This is a genomic window from Thioalkalivibrio sp. ALE23 (assembly GCF_000378545.1).
Classification (GTDB): domain Bacteria; phylum Pseudomonadota; class Gammaproteobacteria; order Ectothiorhodospirales; family Ectothiorhodospiraceae; genus Thioalkalivibrio.
In genome coordinates this window covers 73,749-89,615 of sequence record NZ_KB900031.1, presented here as the reverse complement: position 1 = coordinate 89,615, position 15,867 = coordinate 73,749, and the positions used below count along the sequence as shown (strand labels likewise).

Sequence of the window (15,867 nt, the reverse complement as noted above, 5' to 3'; positions counted from 1 at the left end):
CCAGTAGATGGGGGACGGGGAAGGAAGTTCCCGGGTCGGCGGCGGAACCGTGAACCGGCCGATGCTGTCATCCTGTATTCAGAGCGACTGGGGAGGACGTGATGCTGGAGACGCTGGACAGGACGAACCGGCGCGGCGCGCGCGACCGGGCCAGAGGCCCCCGCGGGCGCACCGCGATCATGGGTGCGCTGCTGCTGACGCTGCCGGCCCTTGCCGGTGCGCAGATCGAGACCGCACCGGCCGAGGAGGGCGCCGGCCCGTGGACCGAGGAGGCGCCGCCGCTGGTGAAGCTGGAACGCTTCTTCCGTGACCCGGAATACGCCTCCGCGCGGATCTCCCCGGACGGCGATCGTGTCGCCTTCCTGCGACCCTACGAGGGGGCGATGAACATCCATGTGGTGGCGCGGGGCGAGCCGGTCGAGCAGGCACAGCCGGTCACCACCGAAGAGCGGTCGGTCTCGGGCTTTTTCTGGTCGCGCGACGGCGAGTACCTGCTGTACGCGCGGGACGCCGACGGTGACGAAGACTTCGAGATCCGCGCCCTGCAGGCCCCGGTCGAGCCCGAGCCCGAAGCCGGTGAATACCCCGAATCCCGTCACCTGGCCGGCGGGGACGGTGTGCGTGCACGCATCTTTCACGTGCCCCGGGAGGCCCCGGGGGAACTGTTCGTGGGGCTGAACGACCGCGATCCCCGGCTGCACGACGTCTACCGGGTCGACATCGCCTCGGGCGAGCGTGAGCTCGTGGCGGAAAACACCGCGGAGATCGAAGGCTGGCATTTCCACGAGGGCGAGCTGCGCAAGGCGACGCGCACCACCGGCGACGGCGGGAGCGAGATCCTGCGCGTCGATGGCGAGGACGATTTCCGGCAGATCTACGCCTGCGAGTTCGGCGAGAGCTGCTCGCTGGCCGGCTTCCACGCGGACGGCGCCAGGCTCTATCTGCGCAGCAACGCGGGCGAGGATCGCGATCTGAGCGAGCTGGTCCTGTTCGACCCGGAATCGGGCGAGGAGACCCGCGTGCATCGCGACCCTGAAGGTGAGGTGGATCTCGGTCGCGCACTGTTTTCCGACGAGGACCACCGCCTGCTGGCCACGCAGTACACCGGCGACCGGCAGCGGATCTACGCGCACGACGAGGAATTCGGGCAGGCGCTGGACTGGCTGCGCTCGGAGCTGGGCGATGCGGAGCTGTCGTTCACCTCGCGGACCCGAGACGAGGACGTGTGGACCGTGGGCGTGCAGCGCGACGTGGATCCCGGCAGTGCCTGGGTGGCGGATCTGCGCGAACGCGAACTCGAACGCCTGTATCGCACCCGGCCGGATCTTCCCGAGGATGTGCTGGCGTACATGGAGCCGATCCGCTACGAGGCCCGTGACGGCACCGAGATCCCGGGCTACCTGACCCTGCCGCGCGGGGCGGAGGCCGAGGACCTGCCCCTGGTGGTGATGCCGCACGGCGGTCCCTGGGTGCGCGACACCTGGGGCTACAGCGGACAGGTGCAGTTCCTCGCCAACCGTGGTTACGCCGTGCTGCAGCCGAATTTCCGCGGTTCCTCCGGTTTTGGCAAGGCGTTTCTCAATGCCGGCAACCAGGAGTGGGGCACCGGCGTGATGCAGCATGACGTGACCGACGGGGTAAAACATCTGATCGACGAGGGCATCGCCGATCCGGACCGGGTGGCGATCTACGGCGGTTCCTACGGCGGCTACGCAACCCTGGCCGGGCTGACCTGGACCCCGGAGCTCTACGCCGCCGGGGTGTCGATGGTCGGCCCGTCCAGCCTGATTACCCTGATGGAATCCATCCCGCCCTACTGGGAGGCCGGGATCAAGCGCATGCACGGGCGTGTGGGGGATCCGGACGATCCGGAGGACCGCGAGCGGCTGAAGGAACAATCGCCGCTGTTCCACGTCGACCGCATCGAGTCGCCGCTGCTGGTGGCCCAGGGTGCGAACGATCCGCGGGTCAAGCAGGCCGAATCGGACCAGATCGTGGCGGCACTGCGCGACGCCGGGCATCCGGTGGAGTACCTGCTGGCGCTGGACGAGGGCCACGGTTTCGTCAACGAGACCAACCGCCTGGCGTTCTTTGCCGGGCTGGAGGGCTTTCTCGCCGAGCATCTCGGCGGGCGTCGGCAGGCGGAATACCCGGAGCCGGTGCAGGAACGCCTGGAGCTGCTGCGCCAGGACATCGACGAGGTCGAGGCCCCGTGAGCGCCGGCGATGGCCGCCGCCCGGGGCTCGGCCCCGGAGACGTCGAGGTCCTCGAGCGCGAGTCGCTGTTCGAGGGCTTCTTCCGTATGGCCCGCTATACGGTGCGCCACCGGCTGTTCGGCGGTGGCTGGAGCCGGCCGCTGACGCGCGAGCGCTTCGAACGCGGACATGCGGCCGTGCTGCTGCCCTATGACCCGGTGGCCGACCGTGTGGTGCTGATCGAGCAGTTCCGCATCGGCGCGCTGGAGAAGCCGGCCGGACCCTGGCTGCTGGAGTTCGTCGCCGGGGTCATCGAACCGGGCGAGGAGCCGGAAGCCGTGGTGCGGCGCGAGGCCTTCGAGGAAGCGGGGGTGAACCCGGCGCGCATCGAGTTCATGCAGGAGGTGTATGTCAGCCCCGGCGGCAATTCCGAGTCGCTGCGGATCTACTGCGGCGAGGTGGACAGCCTCGGCGCCGGGGGCGTGCACGGACTGGATGCCGAAGACGAGGACATCCGGGTGTTCACCGTGCCCTTCGACGAGGCGATGCAGCTGCTGCGCGACGGCCGGATCGACTCGGCGGCTCCGGTGATCGCGCTGCAGTGGCTGGCCCTCAATCGCGAGCGGCTGCGGTGCGAATGGGGAGCGGGTGCCCGGGCGGATGAGCCGCGTCGCTGAAGCCCCCCGGTCCGGACCGGGTTGCGTTGACGCATGGCGGGTGGCTTCCGGATAATTCCCTGCTCGAGACAAGGGCGCAACCGCCGTCCGGGGAGGGTTTGTGGCGCAGGAATACCTGCTCCGCCTGTATGTGACGGGGCAGACGGCCCGGTCCGCGCGGGCACTGGCCAATCTGCAGGCCATTTGTGAAGAGGAACTCCAGGGACGCTATCGGATCGAGGTGATCGACGTGCTCGAAAATCCCGAGCGCGGCGAGAACGAGCGCATCGTTGCCACCCCCACCCTGATCCGCGAGCTGCCTCCGCCGATCCGCCGCATCATCGGCGATCTCTCCGACCGCGACGAAGTGCTGCACGGGCTGGAGCTGGTGACGCCCGGGCAGCGGGAGTCCCTGCAATGACCGCAGAAATGGGTGGAGGAATCGACAAGCTGGCCACCGGGATCCCGGGGTTCGACGCGATCGCCCGTGGCGGTCTGCCCGAGGGGCGCACCACGCTGGTTGCCGGTACCCCGGGCAGTGCCAAGACGGTGTTTGCCGGCCAGTTCCTGGCCGCCGGCATCCAGCGCGATGCCACCCCCGGGGTGTTCGTGACGTGCGAGGAGTCGCCCGCGGATCTGCGGCGCAATTTCAGTGCATTCGGCTGGCCGATGGCGGAATGGGAAGCCGACGGTCGCTGGACCTTCGTGGACGTGTCGCCGGATCCGGACGAGGAGACGGTGGAGGCCGGCAGCTACGACCTCGGGGCCCTGGTGGCGCGCATCGAGCATGCGGTGGAGCGCAGCGGGGCCCGCCGTCTGGCGATCGACTCCCTGGGCGCGATGTTCTCGCGCTTCCCCGACACGCGCCAGGTGCGCCGCGACCTGTTCCGCATCGCCTCGCGGCTGAAGGCCCTGGGCGTGACGGCGGTCATGACCGCCGAACGCGAGACCGAATACGGCCCCGTGGCCCGTCACGGGGTCGAGGAGTTCGTCGCCGACAACGTGGTGATCCTGCGCAACATCCTGGAGAACGAGACCCGCCGGCGCACGCTGGAGATCCTCAAGTTCCGCGGTACGCAGCACCAGAAGGGCGAGTACCCGTTCACCATCCTGCCGGAGGGCGGGCTGATCGCCATCCCGCTGTCGGCGATGGAGCTGACCCAGCATTCCACCGACGTGCGCACGACCTCCGGCAACGACGAGCTGGACCGGATGTGCGGCGGCGGTTTCTACCGCGACTCGATCGTGCTGGTGTCCGGTGCTACCGGCACCGGCAAGACCCTGATGGCGACGGAGTTCACCGCGGGCGGACTGGCCGCCGGCGAACGCTGCATGCTGTTCGCCTTCGAGGAAAGCCGCGAACAGCTGATGCGCAACGCGCGCGGGTGGGGCGTGGATTATGCCCCGGCGGAGGAGGCCGGGAACCTGGCGATCCGCTGCGACTACCCCGAGGCCGCCGGACTGGAGGACCACCTGGTCCGGATCAAGGAGGAGATCGACCGCTTCCGCCCGGACCGGGTCGCCCTCGACAGCCTGACCGCGCTGGAGCGCGTGGCCAGCCCGCGCGGTTTCCGCGAGTTCGTGATCAGCCTGACCTCGTTCATCAAGGAGCGTCAGATTGCGGGGCTGTTCACCGCCTCCACGCCGTCGCTGATGGGCGGCGCCTCGGTGACCGAGGCGCACATCTCCACCCTGACCGATTCCATCATCGTCCTGCGCTATGTCGAGATGCGCGGGCGGGTCCATCGCGGCCTGGCCGTGCTGAAGATGCGCGGCGCGGGACATGACGCCGGGATCCGGCGTTTCAACATCGACGGTCGCGGGATGCATATCGGCGAGCGCTTCCGTGGCGTGGAGGGTATCCTCGAAGGCCATCCCGTGCATGTGCAGCCTGGAGAAGAAGACACATGATGCCGAATCCGGACCTTTCGATGCCCCCGGCCGCGGTGCCCGGCGCCGTGCTGTGGGCGGGCGACGGGGGCGGCGATTTCGCCGGCTCGGGTCCGTCGGGCGACGGCCTGCGGGCGATCCTCGAGGCCTCCGCCGATGCCATCATCGTGGTGGACTCGGCGGGCGTTCTGCGCTATGCCAACCCGGCCGCCAGCCGGCTGTTCGGGCGCGACCTGCAGGCCCTGAGGGGCACCGGGTTCGGTTTCCCGACGGCTCCCGGACGCACCGAGATCGACGTGCTGCCTCCCGGCGAGGCCCCGCGCGTCGCCGAGATGCACGTGACCGCCCTGAGCTGGGACGGGGAGGACGCCAGCCTGGCGATCCTGCGCGATGTCACCGAGCGCAAGGCCATGGAAGACGAGCTGCGCCTGGCGGCCCAGGTATTCGAGAACGCCTCCGAGGGGCTGCTGATCACCGATGCAGGGCAGCGCGTGCTGAAGGTGAACCCCGCCTTCATGTCCATCACCGGGTACCAGCCCGGAGAGGTGCACGGCCGGCCGATGGGCGAACTGCTGGATTCGGAATACCAGGACCCGGCCCTGCTGGAAACCATCGAGGCCGCGGTGCACAGCGCCGGCCGCTGGGAGGGCGAGCTGGTCAAGCGCCGGCGCGACGGCGGGCCCTGCTACACCTGGACCACGGTGATCGCGGTCCGCGGCGAGATGGGGCAGCCGACCCATTTCATCGTGACCTTCGAGGATATCACCCGCTGGAAGGAGGCCCAGCAGCGCCTGGACCATCTGGCGCACGCCGATCCGCTGACCGATCTGCCGAACCGGACCGCCTTCCATCAGCATCTCGATCTGGCGCTGGGGCAGGCGCGACGCCACGGCGACATCGTGTCCGTGCTGTTCGTGGACCTGGATCACTTCAAGCCGGTCAACGATGCCCTGGGACATGCGGTGGGCGACGAGATCCTGCAGGCCGTGGCCGCACGCCTGCGCGAGACCGTGCGCGAGAGCGACCTGGTCGCGCGGCTGGGCGGGGACGAGTTCATCGTGCTGGTGCGGGATATCCAGCGCGAGGCCGATGCGGGTGTGGTGGCGCAGAAGATCATTGACGCGCTGCGGGCGCCGTTCCACGTGCGTGATCACGAGATCCACATCGGATCCAGTGTGGGCATTGCCGTTTACCCGGAAGACGGGCGCGACGGCGACACCCTGATCCATGCGGCCGATCAGGCCATGTACCGTGCCAAGGATCGCGGGCGCGGGCTGTTCGCGTTCGCGAACAGTGCCGGAGAAACCCCGCCGGTCCCCCCATTCGCGGGAAGGCCGGCGGACTGCGGCTGACCCCTTGATGCCCGGCGCCGGCCGGGTGCCGTCAGGCCGGGCAGGACTCGTCGGGGATCCGGCGGTCGCGTTCCTCGTCGCGCGCGACGGTTGTATGCGTAGTGCCGGCCGTCATCCCGACGGCCACCGGTTCGCCCATCGAGCGGTCGGTGTCGGCGATCGCGGGGGCGGCCCCGGCGAGCATCAGGCCAAGCGCGGCGGTGCCGGTAAATATGAACGTGGTCTGGCGGTGTTGCATGGCGTTCCTCCCGAGTGTCCCGTAGCCCGAGATCGCCTTCCGCGGTCGGGCGCGCAAGACGGACTCTTCAAGCATGGACGGCGATGGTGCGTCCTGCATTCCCCGCGAGTGGCGGGAATGAACCGACGCGCCAGGCGTCCCATGGATAATCAATAACGACCGCTCGGGGGTTACCTGATGAAGAGACTGCAATGGATGATGGCCGGATGCCTGTGGCTGGTCATGGCCGCTCCGCTGAGTGCCGACGCGGGGAGCGAGGTCGAGGTCCCGGGGCCGAACGAGCGCCTGAGTGATGCCCGCACCAGCGACCTGGAACGGGTGGACGAACTGCAGCCGGTGCGTGTGGCGGAAGACGTGTACGCGATCATTGGCTCCATCGACGGGCGCAGCTACGACAACCTCGGGCTGACCATGAATCTGGGCTTCGTGGTGACCGACGAGGGGGTGGTGCTGATCGACTCCGGTCCGTCGTACGCCTTTGGCGAGATGCTGGAGGCCGCGATCGGCGAAAACACCGATCAGCCGGTCACCCATGTCATCGGCATCGGTTCGCAGGATCACCGCTGGATGGCCGATGGCTATTTCCGCGAGCAGGGGGGCGAGCTGATCACCCTGGAACGTACGGCCGAGACCCGCAGGGATTTTGCCGACGACCACATCGAACGCATGTCGGGGATCCTCGAAGACCGTTTCGAGGGTACCGAGGCCGTGGTGACCGACGAGCCGCTGGAAGGCGACCGCCACGAGCTGAAGATCGGCGGCACCGAATTCCATCTGGAGTTCTGGGCGGATGCCCATTTCCCCGGCGACGCGGTGGTGTACCTGCCGCAGACCGATGTCTTCTTCTCCGGAGACATGGTCTATCTCGATCGCATGCTGGGCATCCATCCGTGGAGCGATCCGGTGGCCTGGCTGACCGCGGTGGAAAAGCTGGAAGAGAAGGCACCGGCCGCCGTGGTGCCCGGCCACGGGGACGTCGCGGGCATGGATCTCGTGACCGCCGAAACCGGGGACTACCTGCGGTTCGTAATCAGTGGCGTGGAACAGGCGCTGGAAGACTGGGCCTCGCTGCAGGAGGCGGTGGACGACCTCGGTGATGCCCCGCAGTTCGAGCATCTGGAACATTTCGGCGACTGGCATCGGACCAACATCAATCGAACCTATCTCTTCATGGAGTAGGCGTTTCGGGTTTCCGGTTATCCCACCATTCGCGAGGTTCAATGTGCGGTCGATTCCGTGGTCCCGGACGGGGCGTGCGCTGCTGTGGCTGGTCTTTCTCCTCCTGCCGTCGGGTCTGCTGGCCGACGACGTGGCGAAGGAGTTCACCATCGAACTGGATGGCGGGGATCTCCTGGAGGTAGAGACCCTCGGCGAGGCCGAAGGCACGGGTCCGCTGTTCATCTGGCTGATCCCGGCCGCCGAGCATCTGGATGCCCCGCGCGAACTGCTGGGCGAACTGGCGGAGCAGGGCGCCACGGTGTGGGTGGTGGACCTGCTCGATTCGCTGCTGCTGGAACGCTCGAGTTCCACCGTGCGCGGGCTGGAGGGCAAGCCCGCCGCGGCGCTGCTGGAGGAGGCCGGGGCGCGGGGTTATGCCCCGGTGACCCTGGTGGCCTCCGACCGCATGGGCGTGCCCGCGCTGCGTGGGCTGCGCGAATGGCAGTTGGCGACCGACGACCCGGATGCCGTGGCCGGCGCGATCCTGCTGTTCCCCAACCTGTATCGCGGTACCCCTGCCGCCGGGGATGACCCGGAGCTGTTCGGGATCGTGGATGCGACCAACATGCCGGTGGCGGTGTTCCAGCCCGCCGAGGGGGCCCATGCGGCCCGCCTGCCGGAACTGATGCGGCATCTGCACGCGGCCGGCAGCCCGGCGCTGGCGCGCATCATCGCCGGCGAGCGCGACTACTACATGCGTCCCGACGAGGCGGGCAGTGACGCGGTCGGGCGAACCCCGCGGCAGCTGCTGGCCACGGCGCGCGTGCTGGCGGGCCTGCCGCGCCCGGCGCAGGTCGCCGAACTGGACGCGGAACGCGACCAGCCGCTGGGCAGCGAGCACGGGATGGTCGAGCGCGAGCCCGAGGAGCCGCCCGGCTACGAACTGACCGCCGCGCGCGGCGAGACCCACCGGCTGGAGGATCGTGCCGGTCAAGTGACGCTGGTGAACTTCTGGGCCAGCTGGTGCCCGCCCTGCGTGCACGAGATCCCGTCGATGAACCGCCTCGAAGGTTCGTATGACGAGGACGAGTTCGCGATCGTGTCGATCAATTTCCGCGAGTCGCCCGAGCACATCCTGGAATTCATGGAAGAGGTCGAGGTCGATTTCCCGGTGCTGATGGACGAGGATGGGGCGGTCTCGCAGGAATGGGGCGTGTTCGCCTTCCCCAGCTCGTTCCTGCTGGACCGCGAGGGCCGGGTGCGGTATTCCGTGAACGAGGCCATCGAGTGGGACACCGACGAGGTGCGTGAAGTGATCGACGAGCTGCGCGACGAACCCACCCCCGACGCCACGCCCTGAGCCCCAGTCCCGAGGAGATCCCTTGATCGACCTGCGCCGCCTGCTGCCCCTGCTGATCCTCGCCCTGCTGGCCGTGGCGATCGCGGGCACCCTGTGGTTGGGGGATCGCAGCGAAGATACCGCCGCCCCGCAGCCCGTGCCGGGCGATCCGGCGGAGCGAAAGGGGGCGCTGGTCGACGAGGTGGTGTTCACCGTGGAATCCGACCCCGGCCGCATCACCGCGCTGATCGAACGGGGGTCGCACCACCTGTTCGGCCAGGGGCTGGATTCGGCCACGCTGTTCCGCCAGATCCAGGCTTCGCCCGCGGTGGGGCATCATTTCTCGCGCGGTTCGGTGGCCGAGCTCACGCTGAATCCGGCCGAGTTCGAGGACGACCAGCTGAACCCCTTCGACGATCGCGAGATCCGTGAGGCGATGAACTGGCTGGTGGATCGCAGCCATATCGCGGAAGAGCTGTACGGCGGGCTCGCCACGCCGCGTTATCTCCCGCTGAACACCGCCTTTCCGGATTACGCTCGCCTGGCCGGACCGGCGCGCGAGCTGGAGATCCGTTACCGCCACGATGCCGAACGCGCGCGCCGGGTGATCGGCGAACGCATGGAGGCGCTGGGCGCGGAGCGACGCGACGGTCGCTGGTTCCATGACGGCGCGCCGGTCCGCATCCGCGTGCTGATCCGCACCGAGGACAACCGCGAGCGGGTGGGCGACTACGTGGCCAACCGGCTGGAGGACCTCGGTTTCGAGACCGAGCGGCTGTACCGCACCGCGGACGAGGCGACCCGCCTGTGGATCGCCAGTGATCCTGCCGCCGGCCGCTGGCACGTGTATACCGGCGGCTGGATATCCACGGTCATCAACCGCGATGTCGGCGGCGACTTCAACTATTACTACACCCCCCGCGGGCGCCCCGATCCCCTGTGGCAGGCCTACGATCCCGATCCCGAACTGGACGATCTCGCCGAACGCCTGGAACGCCGCGAGTATCAGTCCGTGGAGGAGCGCGAGGAGCTGATGGGGCGCGCCCTGGAGCTGGCCATGAAGGATTCGGTGCGCATCTGGCTGGTGGATCAGCAAAGCGTCTGGCCGCATGCCGCGAACCTCGAGGTGGCGGTGGATCTGGCCGGCGGCGTGACCGGTTCCGGCCTGTGGCCCTACACCCTGCGTTTCCGCGACGGCCTGGGCGGACGCGTGGTGGTCGGCACGCCCAGCATGCTGACCGAGCCCTGGAACCCGGTGGCCGGTTCCAACTGGATCTTCGATCAGATGATCCTGCGTTCCCTGTCGGACCCGGCGGCGCTGGCCGATCCGTTCACCGGGCTCTATCGGCCGCAGCGCATCGCGCGCGCCCGGGTCACGGTGGAAGAGGGCGCGCCGGTCGGGCGCACCCTGGACTGGGTGGAGCTGGAGAGTGTGGAGCGCATCGAGGTGCCCGGCGACGCCTGGCTGCGCTGGGACGCCGCAGAAGGGCGCAAGGTGACGGTGGACGAGGCCGAACCGGAGGGCCTGACGGCGCGTTCGCGTACCGAGATCGAATTCCACGACGGGTTCCTGGATCGCTACTGGCACGATGGTTCCCGGGTCTCCGTCGCCGACATGATCCTGCCGTGGATCCTGACCTTCGAACGTGCCGACGAGGACAGCGCGCTGTTCGATCCGGGGCACGTACCCACGTTTTCGGTCTATGAGCGCCATTTCCGCGGCTGGCGCATCACGGATACCGACCCGCTGACGGTGGAGGTCTACAGCGATCAGGTGTTCCCGGATGCGGAGAACCTGGTGGCCAACCGCGTGCCCGCCACCCAGCCCTGGCACGTGCTGGGGCTGGGGATCGAGGCCGAGCGCCAGGGGGATCTGGCCTTTTCCTCCGGCCAGGCCGACCGGCGCGGCGTGGAGCAGACCAACCTGGTGGGCGGGCCGGCGCTGGAGATCCTGCGCGACTACCTGCGCTCGGCGCGCGCGGCGGAACGGCTGCCGTTCCGGGAGACGCTGCGCGAGTGGGTCGATCCGGAGGAGATCCGCGAACGCTACGCGGCGCTGGAGCAGTGGCAGGCCGAACGCGGACATTTCTGGGTCGGCGACGGGCCGTTCTATCTGCACCGCGTGCGCGCGGTGGAGGGCAGTCTGGTGCTGCGCCGCTTCGAGGACTTCCCCGATCCGGCGGACAAGTGGCTGCGCTTTGCGGAGCCGCGGACCCCCGAGGTCAGCGTGGACGGCCCGCTGATCGCCGAGCTGGGCGAGGCGGTCAGTCTGGATCTCGACATCCGCTTTGGCGGCGAGCCGTACCCGCATGAGGACATCGACGAGGTGCGCTGGATGCTGTTCGATGGCGACGACCGCCTCGCGCGGCGCGGCGAACTGGAGCCGGATGCGGACGGGCGCTGGCGTCTGGATCTGGATGCGGAGATCCTCGAGGCGCTGGGTACCGGTGCCAACAGCCTGGAGTTCGCGGTCACCGCGACGCCGGTCGCCCTGCCGGCCTTTGCCACCCATGCGTTCGCCACGGTGCCAGGTGGTCGGGTGCCGCAACCCCGGGCCGAACCAGCGGAGCAAGGCGATGACTGACGGGTCCGTCAACGCCGCCCGACGCGGCTGGCTGCGCGATCTGCGCCGCCTGGCCGTGTTTACCGGCAAGCGCCTGCTGGCGCTGCTGGTGACGGTGCTGATCGGGGTCTATCTGACCATCGTGATCGCCAACATGGGCGGGCAGGTGGATGACCTGCGCTTGGCCCAGATCGAGACCACGGCGGCCGAGGCGGTGCGTGCGGATCCGGCGTTTCATGATCTGCCCTCCGATGAGCGGACCGAGCTGGTGGAGCAGCAGGTGGCGCTGGAAGTGGAGCGCCTGCGCCTGGACGAGCCCTTCATCTGGCGCAGCTTCGACTACCTCTACCAGGCGATGATCCTGGACCTGGGGCGGGCCGAGGAGATGCACTCGGATGCCGGCTCGCGCCAGGTCTTCAATATCATCGCTGAACGCCTGCCGGCCACCCTGCTGCTGTTCGGCACCGCCAACCTGCTGGTGTTCTTCGTCGCGGTGTTTGCCGCGCTGGGGCTGTCGCGGCGCTACGGCTCGGCGCTGGATCAGAGTGTCATCGGGCTGGCGCCGAGCTCGGCGGCGCCGGGCTGGTTCTACGGCATCTTCCTGATCCTGCTGCTGGCGTTCATCTGGCCGCTGTTTCCGGCGGGAGGGATGGTCTCGGTGCCACCGCCGGAGGACGGCTGGGCCTACGCCGCCAGCGTGCTCCGGCACATGGCGCTGCCGGTGCTGGCGATGTTCATCTCGCAGATCTTCATCTCGATCTACTCCTGGCGCACCTTCTTCCTGATCCATTCCAGCGAGGACTACGTGGAGATGGCGCGTGCCAAGGGGCTGCCGGACCGCATGATCGAACAGCGCTACATCCTGCGGCCGACGCTGTCGCCCATCGTGACCAGCTTCCTGCTGATGCTGATCGGGCTGTGGAGCGGCGCGATCATCCTCGAACAGGTGTTCAACTGGCCGGGTCTGGGCACGCTGCTGTTCGAGGCCATCGGCCATCGCGACACCCCGGTGATCATCGGATCGGTGGTGATCTTCGCCTACCTGCTGGCCATCACCGTGTTCGTGCTGGATTTCCTCTACGCCATCCTCGATCCACGCGTGCGCATTGAAGGAGGCCGTTCATGAGCCCTTGGAGCGAGGGCCTGCGCCGGCTGCGGCGCTATCCGTCGGCGGTGGCGGGGATGCTGATCATCCTCGCCCTGCTGGGCACGGCGATCTACGCGGTTACCGCCATCCCGTACAGCGAGGCGCAGAAGCTCTGGCGCGGCGGCGAGGTCTGGCAGGATCTGCCGGTGAATGCCGCACCGGTGTGGACGGACCGGCTGTTCGGCGGCAACGCGCCGCGCACCGTGAAGGCCGGGAGCGATGCGGCCGAGCGGGAATTCGCGGCCTTCGACGGCGGACGCATCGAGGAGCAGACCCTGCGCTTCGACTTCCCCTATGACGGTTTCCCGGGGGAGATCAACCTGTTCCTGCAGGCCGAGTTCGAGCAGCGGCCGCCGTTCGTGCGCATGAGCTGGCACCGGCCCGACGGCAGCGAGGTGGCCCTGGGCTCGCGGCGGGTCAGTGCCGAGGAGCGGGTGTCGATCTCCCAGGACCAGGGCCTGGAGGGGCGCCTGGGGCATGCCCCGCAGGTTGGTCTGTTCAGTGACGCCGATGTCGAAGACCCGGAACCCCGGGTCCTGCCGGGGACCTACGAGCTGGTACTGGAAACCGTGCATTTCGAGCCCGAAGGCCGCATGGATGCCGAACTGGTGGCCTACGGGCAGGTCCACGGGCTGTTCGGGACCGACCATCAGCGCCGCGATCTGTCCGTGGCCCTGCTGTGGGGCACGCCGGTGGCGCTGGCGTTCGGGCTGATCGCCGCGGTGGGGACCACCATCACCACCCTGATCATCGCCGCCGCCGGCGTGTGGTACGGCGGCTGGGTGGATGCCGCGATCCAGCGCCTGACCGAGGTCAACATCATCCTGCCGCTGCTGCCGATCCTGGTGATGGTCGGAACGCTCTATTCCACCAGTATCTGGCTGATGCTGGGCGTGGTGGTGGCCCTGGGGATCTTCTCCGCCGGGATCAAGATGTACCGCGCGATGCTGCTGCCGATCCGCCAGGCCCCGTACATCGAGGCGGCGCGCGCCTACGGGGCCAGCAGCCCGCGGATCGTGCTGCGCTACATGGTGCCGCGCATCCTGCCGGTGCTGATCCCCACGTTCGTGACCCTGATCCCGACCTACGTCTTCCTCGAGGCGTCGCTGGCGGTGCTGGGCCTGGGGGATCCGGTGCTGCCGACCTGGGGCAAGGTGCTGCACGACGCCCAGGCGCAGTCGGCCCTGTACCACGGGTTCTACTACTGGGTGGTGAGCCCCGCGGCGCTGCTGATGCTGACCGGACTGGGCTTCGCCATGCTCGGCTTCGCCCTGGATCGCGTGTTCAATCCCCGGCTGAGGAACCTGTGATGACGGTGGCGGCCAACCCCGACAGCCCTCTGCTGGAGATCGAGGACCTGCGCATGCAGTACCGCACCGAGCAGGGGCCGGTGAACGCGGTCGACGGAGTCAATCTGGAGATCCGCCGCAACGAGGCGCTGGTGGTGCTGGGCGAGTCCGGCTGCGGCAAGTCCTCGCTGGCGAAGGTCCTGCTGCGCACCCTGCCGCGCAATGCCGCGCGACCCTCCGGCCAGGTCCGCCTGGACGGGCGCGACGTGCTGGGCCTGTCCGAGGAGCGCTTCCGCCGCGAGGTGCGCTGGGTGCGCATCGCCCTGGTGATGCAGGCCGCGATGAATGCGCTGAACCCGGTGGTGCGGGTGGGCGAACAGGTGGCCGAGCCGCTGCGCATCCATCGGGGGTGGTCGCGGCGGGCGGCCATGGCCCGTGCGGCCGAGGCATTCGAGGAGGTCGGCATCGCCACGGACTTCCTGCAGCGTTATCCGCACGAGCTGTCCGGCGGCATGCGCCAGCGCGCGGTGCTGGCGATGGCGCTGGTGACCGACCCCGACCTGGTGATCCTCGACGAGCCCACTTCGGCGCTGGATGTGCTCACCCAGGCCTCGATCATGAACGTGCTCAAGCGCATCAAGCGCGATCGCGGCACCAGCTTCGTGCTGATCACCCACGACGTGGCCACCTCCAGCGAACTGGCCGACCGCGTCGCCCTGATGTATGCCGGGCAGGTGGTGGAGGAGGCGTCCGCCGAGGCCTTCTTCACCGCCCCGGCGCACCCCTATTCGCAGATGCTGATGGCCTCGGTGCCGCGGCTGCGCCAGGAAGAACCGCCGGTGCCCATTCCCGGGCGTCCGCCCAGCCTACAGGATCCGCCGACCGGCTGCCGTTTCGCCGCGCGCTGCCCGCGCCGTTTCGAGCGCTGCGCCGAGGACCCGGCGGTGTTCCACCCGGACGAGCGCCATCGCGTGCGCTGCTGGCTGCATGACGCGGGAGGGATCGGATGAATACCCGTGCTAAACAGGAACCGCTGCTGGTCGCCGACGACCTGCAGACCCACTTCGAGCTGCGTCAGTGGGGCTTCATCCGCACCGGGATCGTGCGCGCGGTGGATGGCGTGCGTTTTACCCTGGATGCCGGCGAGGCCGCCGCGGTGGTGGGCGAGTCCGGCTGCGGCAAGTCGTCGCTGGCGCGCACCCTGCTGGGGCTGAACCGGCCCACCGGCGGGGCCGTGCGCTTCGAGGGGCAGTCACTGGCCGATCTGAAGGGAGCCGAACTGAAGGCATACCGCGCTCGGGTGGGGTACGTGCAGCAGGATCCCTACGGGGCCCTGCCGCCGTTCATGGACATCCGCCGCGCGCTGGAGGAACCGCTGATCGTGCACGGGATCGGCCCGCGCGCCGAGCGCGAACGGCGCATCGATGCGGCGCTGGAGGAGGTCGGGCTGACCCCGGTGGCGCAGGTGCGCGGCAAGTTCCCGCATCAGCTGTCCGGCGGGCAGCAGCAGCGGGTGGTGATCGCCCGCGCCCTGCTGCTGCGGCCGAAGCTGATCATCGCCGACGAACCGGTGTCGATGCTGGACGCCTCGGTGCGGGTGGAGATCCTCGACCTGCTGCATCGCGTGCAGCGCGAGCACGACATCGCGCTGCTCTACATCACCCATGACCTGTCCACCGTGCGTCACTACGCCGGGCGGGTGATGGTGATGTACGCCGGCCGCATCGTGGAGCAGGCGCCGGTGGACGCGCTGCTGGACGCCCCGCAGCACCCCTACACCGAGGCGCTGCTGTCCGCGCTGGCCGACCCCGACCCAGCCAACGCGCGGCAGATGCGCGAGATCCCCGGCGGCGAGGCCCCCAGCCTGGTCAGCCCGCCGCCGGGCTGCCGTTTCCATCCACGCTGCCCGCAGGCCATGGCCGGCGTCTGCGAGACCCGCGACCCGCCCGATTTCCGCCCTGCACCGGAACACCGCGCCGCCTGCTGGCTGCGCGAACCGGAGTAAACGGCGCTCTCCGCCCGGGGGCTGCTACCATGATT

13 protein-coding genes are annotated in these 15,867 nt (G+C 69.0%); 12 read left to right on the top strand and 1 reads right to left on the bottom strand.

Features of this window, described 5'->3' with window-relative positions; translation table 11 throughout:
• Positions 1-101 precede the first annotated feature (101 nt).
• The 5 genes from F573_RS0100450 to F573_RS0100430 all read left to right on the top strand — a co-directional run bounded on the left by F573_RS0100450 (position 102) and on the right by F573_RS0100430 (position 6,093).
• Positions 102-2,216, top strand: a complete 2,115-nt coding sequence (locus tag F573_RS0100450) for a S9 family peptidase (protein WP_019021038.1) — start codon at positions 102-104, stop codon at positions 2,214-2,216.
• Positions 2,213-2,872, top strand: a complete 660-nt coding sequence (gene nudF / locus F573_RS0100445; protein ID WP_019021037.1) for an ADP-ribose diphosphatase — start codon at positions 2,213-2,215, stop codon at positions 2,870-2,872. The genes F573_RS0100450 and nudF overlap by 4 nt, the downstream gene beginning before the upstream one ends.
• Before the next feature lie 100 nt (positions 2,873-2,972).
• Positions 2,973-3,272, top strand: coding sequence for a circadian clock KaiB family protein (locus tag F573_RS0100440; RefSeq protein ID WP_018871300.1), 300 nt, complete (start codon positions 2,973-2,975; stop codon positions 3,270-3,272).
• Complete coding sequence (gene kaiC / locus F573_RS0100435; protein ID WP_019021036.1) at positions 3,269-4,762, top strand: circadian clock protein KaiC; 1,494 nt, start codon at positions 3,269-3,271, stop codon at positions 4,760-4,762. The genes F573_RS0100440 and kaiC overlap by 4 nt, the downstream gene beginning before the upstream one ends.
• Positions 4,759-6,093 (top strand): diguanylate cyclase domain-containing protein, encoded by a 1,335-nt coding sequence (locus F573_RS0100430; RefSeq protein WP_019021035.1) that lies wholly within the window; start codon positions 4,759-4,761, stop codon positions 6,091-6,093. The genes kaiC and F573_RS0100430 overlap by 4 nt, the downstream gene beginning before the upstream one ends.
• Before the next feature lie 31 nt (positions 6,094-6,124).
• On the opposite strand, the gene F573_RS0100425 is transcribed toward F573_RS0100430, so the two are convergent.
• Positions 6,125-6,331 (bottom strand): hypothetical protein, encoded by a 207-nt coding sequence (locus F573_RS0100425; protein WP_231384375.1) that lies wholly within the window; start codon positions 6,329-6,331, stop codon positions 6,125-6,127.
• A 195-nt stretch (positions 6,332-6,526) separates the two neighbouring features.
• On the opposite strand from F573_RS0100425, the gene F573_RS0100420 reads away from it, so the two are divergent.
• The 7 genes from F573_RS0100420 to F573_RS0100390 are packed head-to-tail and all read left to right on the top strand — an operon-like array spanning position 6,527 to position 15,832.
• Positions 6,527-7,510: an MBL fold metallo-hydrolase gene (locus F573_RS0100420; RefSeq protein WP_019021033.1), complete on the top strand. Its 984-nt coding sequence runs from the start codon at positions 6,527-6,529 to the stop codon at positions 7,508-7,510.
• A 43-nt stretch (positions 7,511-7,553) separates the two neighbouring features.
• Complete coding sequence (locus tag F573_RS0100415; protein ID WP_019021032.1) at positions 7,554-8,849, top strand: TlpA disulfide reductase family protein; 1,296 nt, start codon at positions 7,554-7,556, stop codon at positions 8,847-8,849.
• 22 nt (positions 8,850-8,871) lie between these two features.
• Entirely contained in the window at positions 8,872-11,412 is a 2,541-nt protein-coding gene (locus tag F573_RS0100410) for an ABC transporter substrate-binding protein (protein ID WP_019021031.1), read from the top strand.
• On the top strand, positions 11,405-12,517 hold the full coding sequence (locus F573_RS0100405; protein ID WP_019021030.1) for an ABC transporter permease: 1,113 nt from the start codon (positions 11,405-11,407) through the stop codon (positions 12,515-12,517). Before F573_RS0100410 ends, F573_RS0100405 begins: the two co-directional genes overlap by 8 nt.
• Positions 12,514-13,848: an ABC transporter permease gene (locus F573_RS0100400; RefSeq protein ID WP_019021029.1), complete on the top strand. Its 1,335-nt coding sequence runs from the start codon at positions 12,514-12,516 to the stop codon at positions 13,846-13,848. The genes F573_RS0100405 and F573_RS0100400 overlap by 4 nt, the downstream gene beginning before the upstream one ends.
• Positions 13,848-14,837, top strand: a complete 990-nt coding sequence (locus tag F573_RS0100395) for an ABC transporter ATP-binding protein (RefSeq protein ID WP_019021028.1) — start codon at positions 13,848-13,850, stop codon at positions 14,835-14,837. Before F573_RS0100400 ends, F573_RS0100395 begins: the two co-directional genes overlap by 1 nt.
• On the top strand, positions 14,834-15,832 hold the full coding sequence (locus F573_RS0100390) for an ABC transporter ATP-binding protein (protein WP_019021027.1): 999 nt from the start codon (positions 14,834-14,836) through the stop codon (positions 15,830-15,832). The genes F573_RS0100395 and F573_RS0100390 overlap by 4 nt, the downstream gene beginning before the upstream one ends.
• The last annotated feature ends 35 nt before the right edge of the window (positions 15,833-15,867 follow it).

Bases quoted from the DNA above. Each gene is read 5' to 3' on its own strand.
- F573_RS0100395 (WP_019021028.1), top strand. From the start codon at position 13,848: ATGACGGTGGCGGCCAACCCCGACAGCCCTCTGCTGGAGATCGAGGAC.
- F573_RS0100390 (WP_019021027.1), top strand. From the start codon at position 14,834: ATGAATACCCGTGCTAAACAGGAACCGCTGCTGGTCGCCGACGACCTG.
- F573_RS0100405 (WP_019021030.1), top strand. From the start codon at position 11,405: ATGACTGACGGGTCCGTCAACGCCGCCCGACGCGGCTGGCTGCGCGAT.
- F573_RS0100400 (WP_019021029.1), top strand. From the start codon at position 12,514: ATGAGCCCTTGGAGCGAGGGCCTGCGCCGGCTGCGGCGCTATCCGTCG.
- F573_RS0100450 (WP_019021038.1), top strand. From the start codon at position 102: ATGCTGGAGACGCTGGACAGGACGAACCGGCGCGGCGCGCGCGACCGG.
- F573_RS0100430 (WP_019021035.1), top strand. From the start codon at position 4,759: ATGATGCCGAATCCGGACCTTTCGATGCCCCCGGCCGCGGTGCCCGGC.
- kaiC (WP_019021036.1), top strand. From the start codon at position 3,269: ATGACCGCAGAAATGGGTGGAGGAATCGACAAGCTGGCCACCGGGATC.
- F573_RS0100420 (WP_019021033.1), top strand. From the start codon at position 6,527: ATGATGGCCGGATGCCTGTGGCTGGTCATGGCCGCTCCGCTGAGTGCC.
- F573_RS0100425 (WP_231384375.1), bottom strand. From the start codon at position 6,331: ATGCAACACCGCCAGACCACGTTCATATTTACCGGCACCGCCGCGCTT.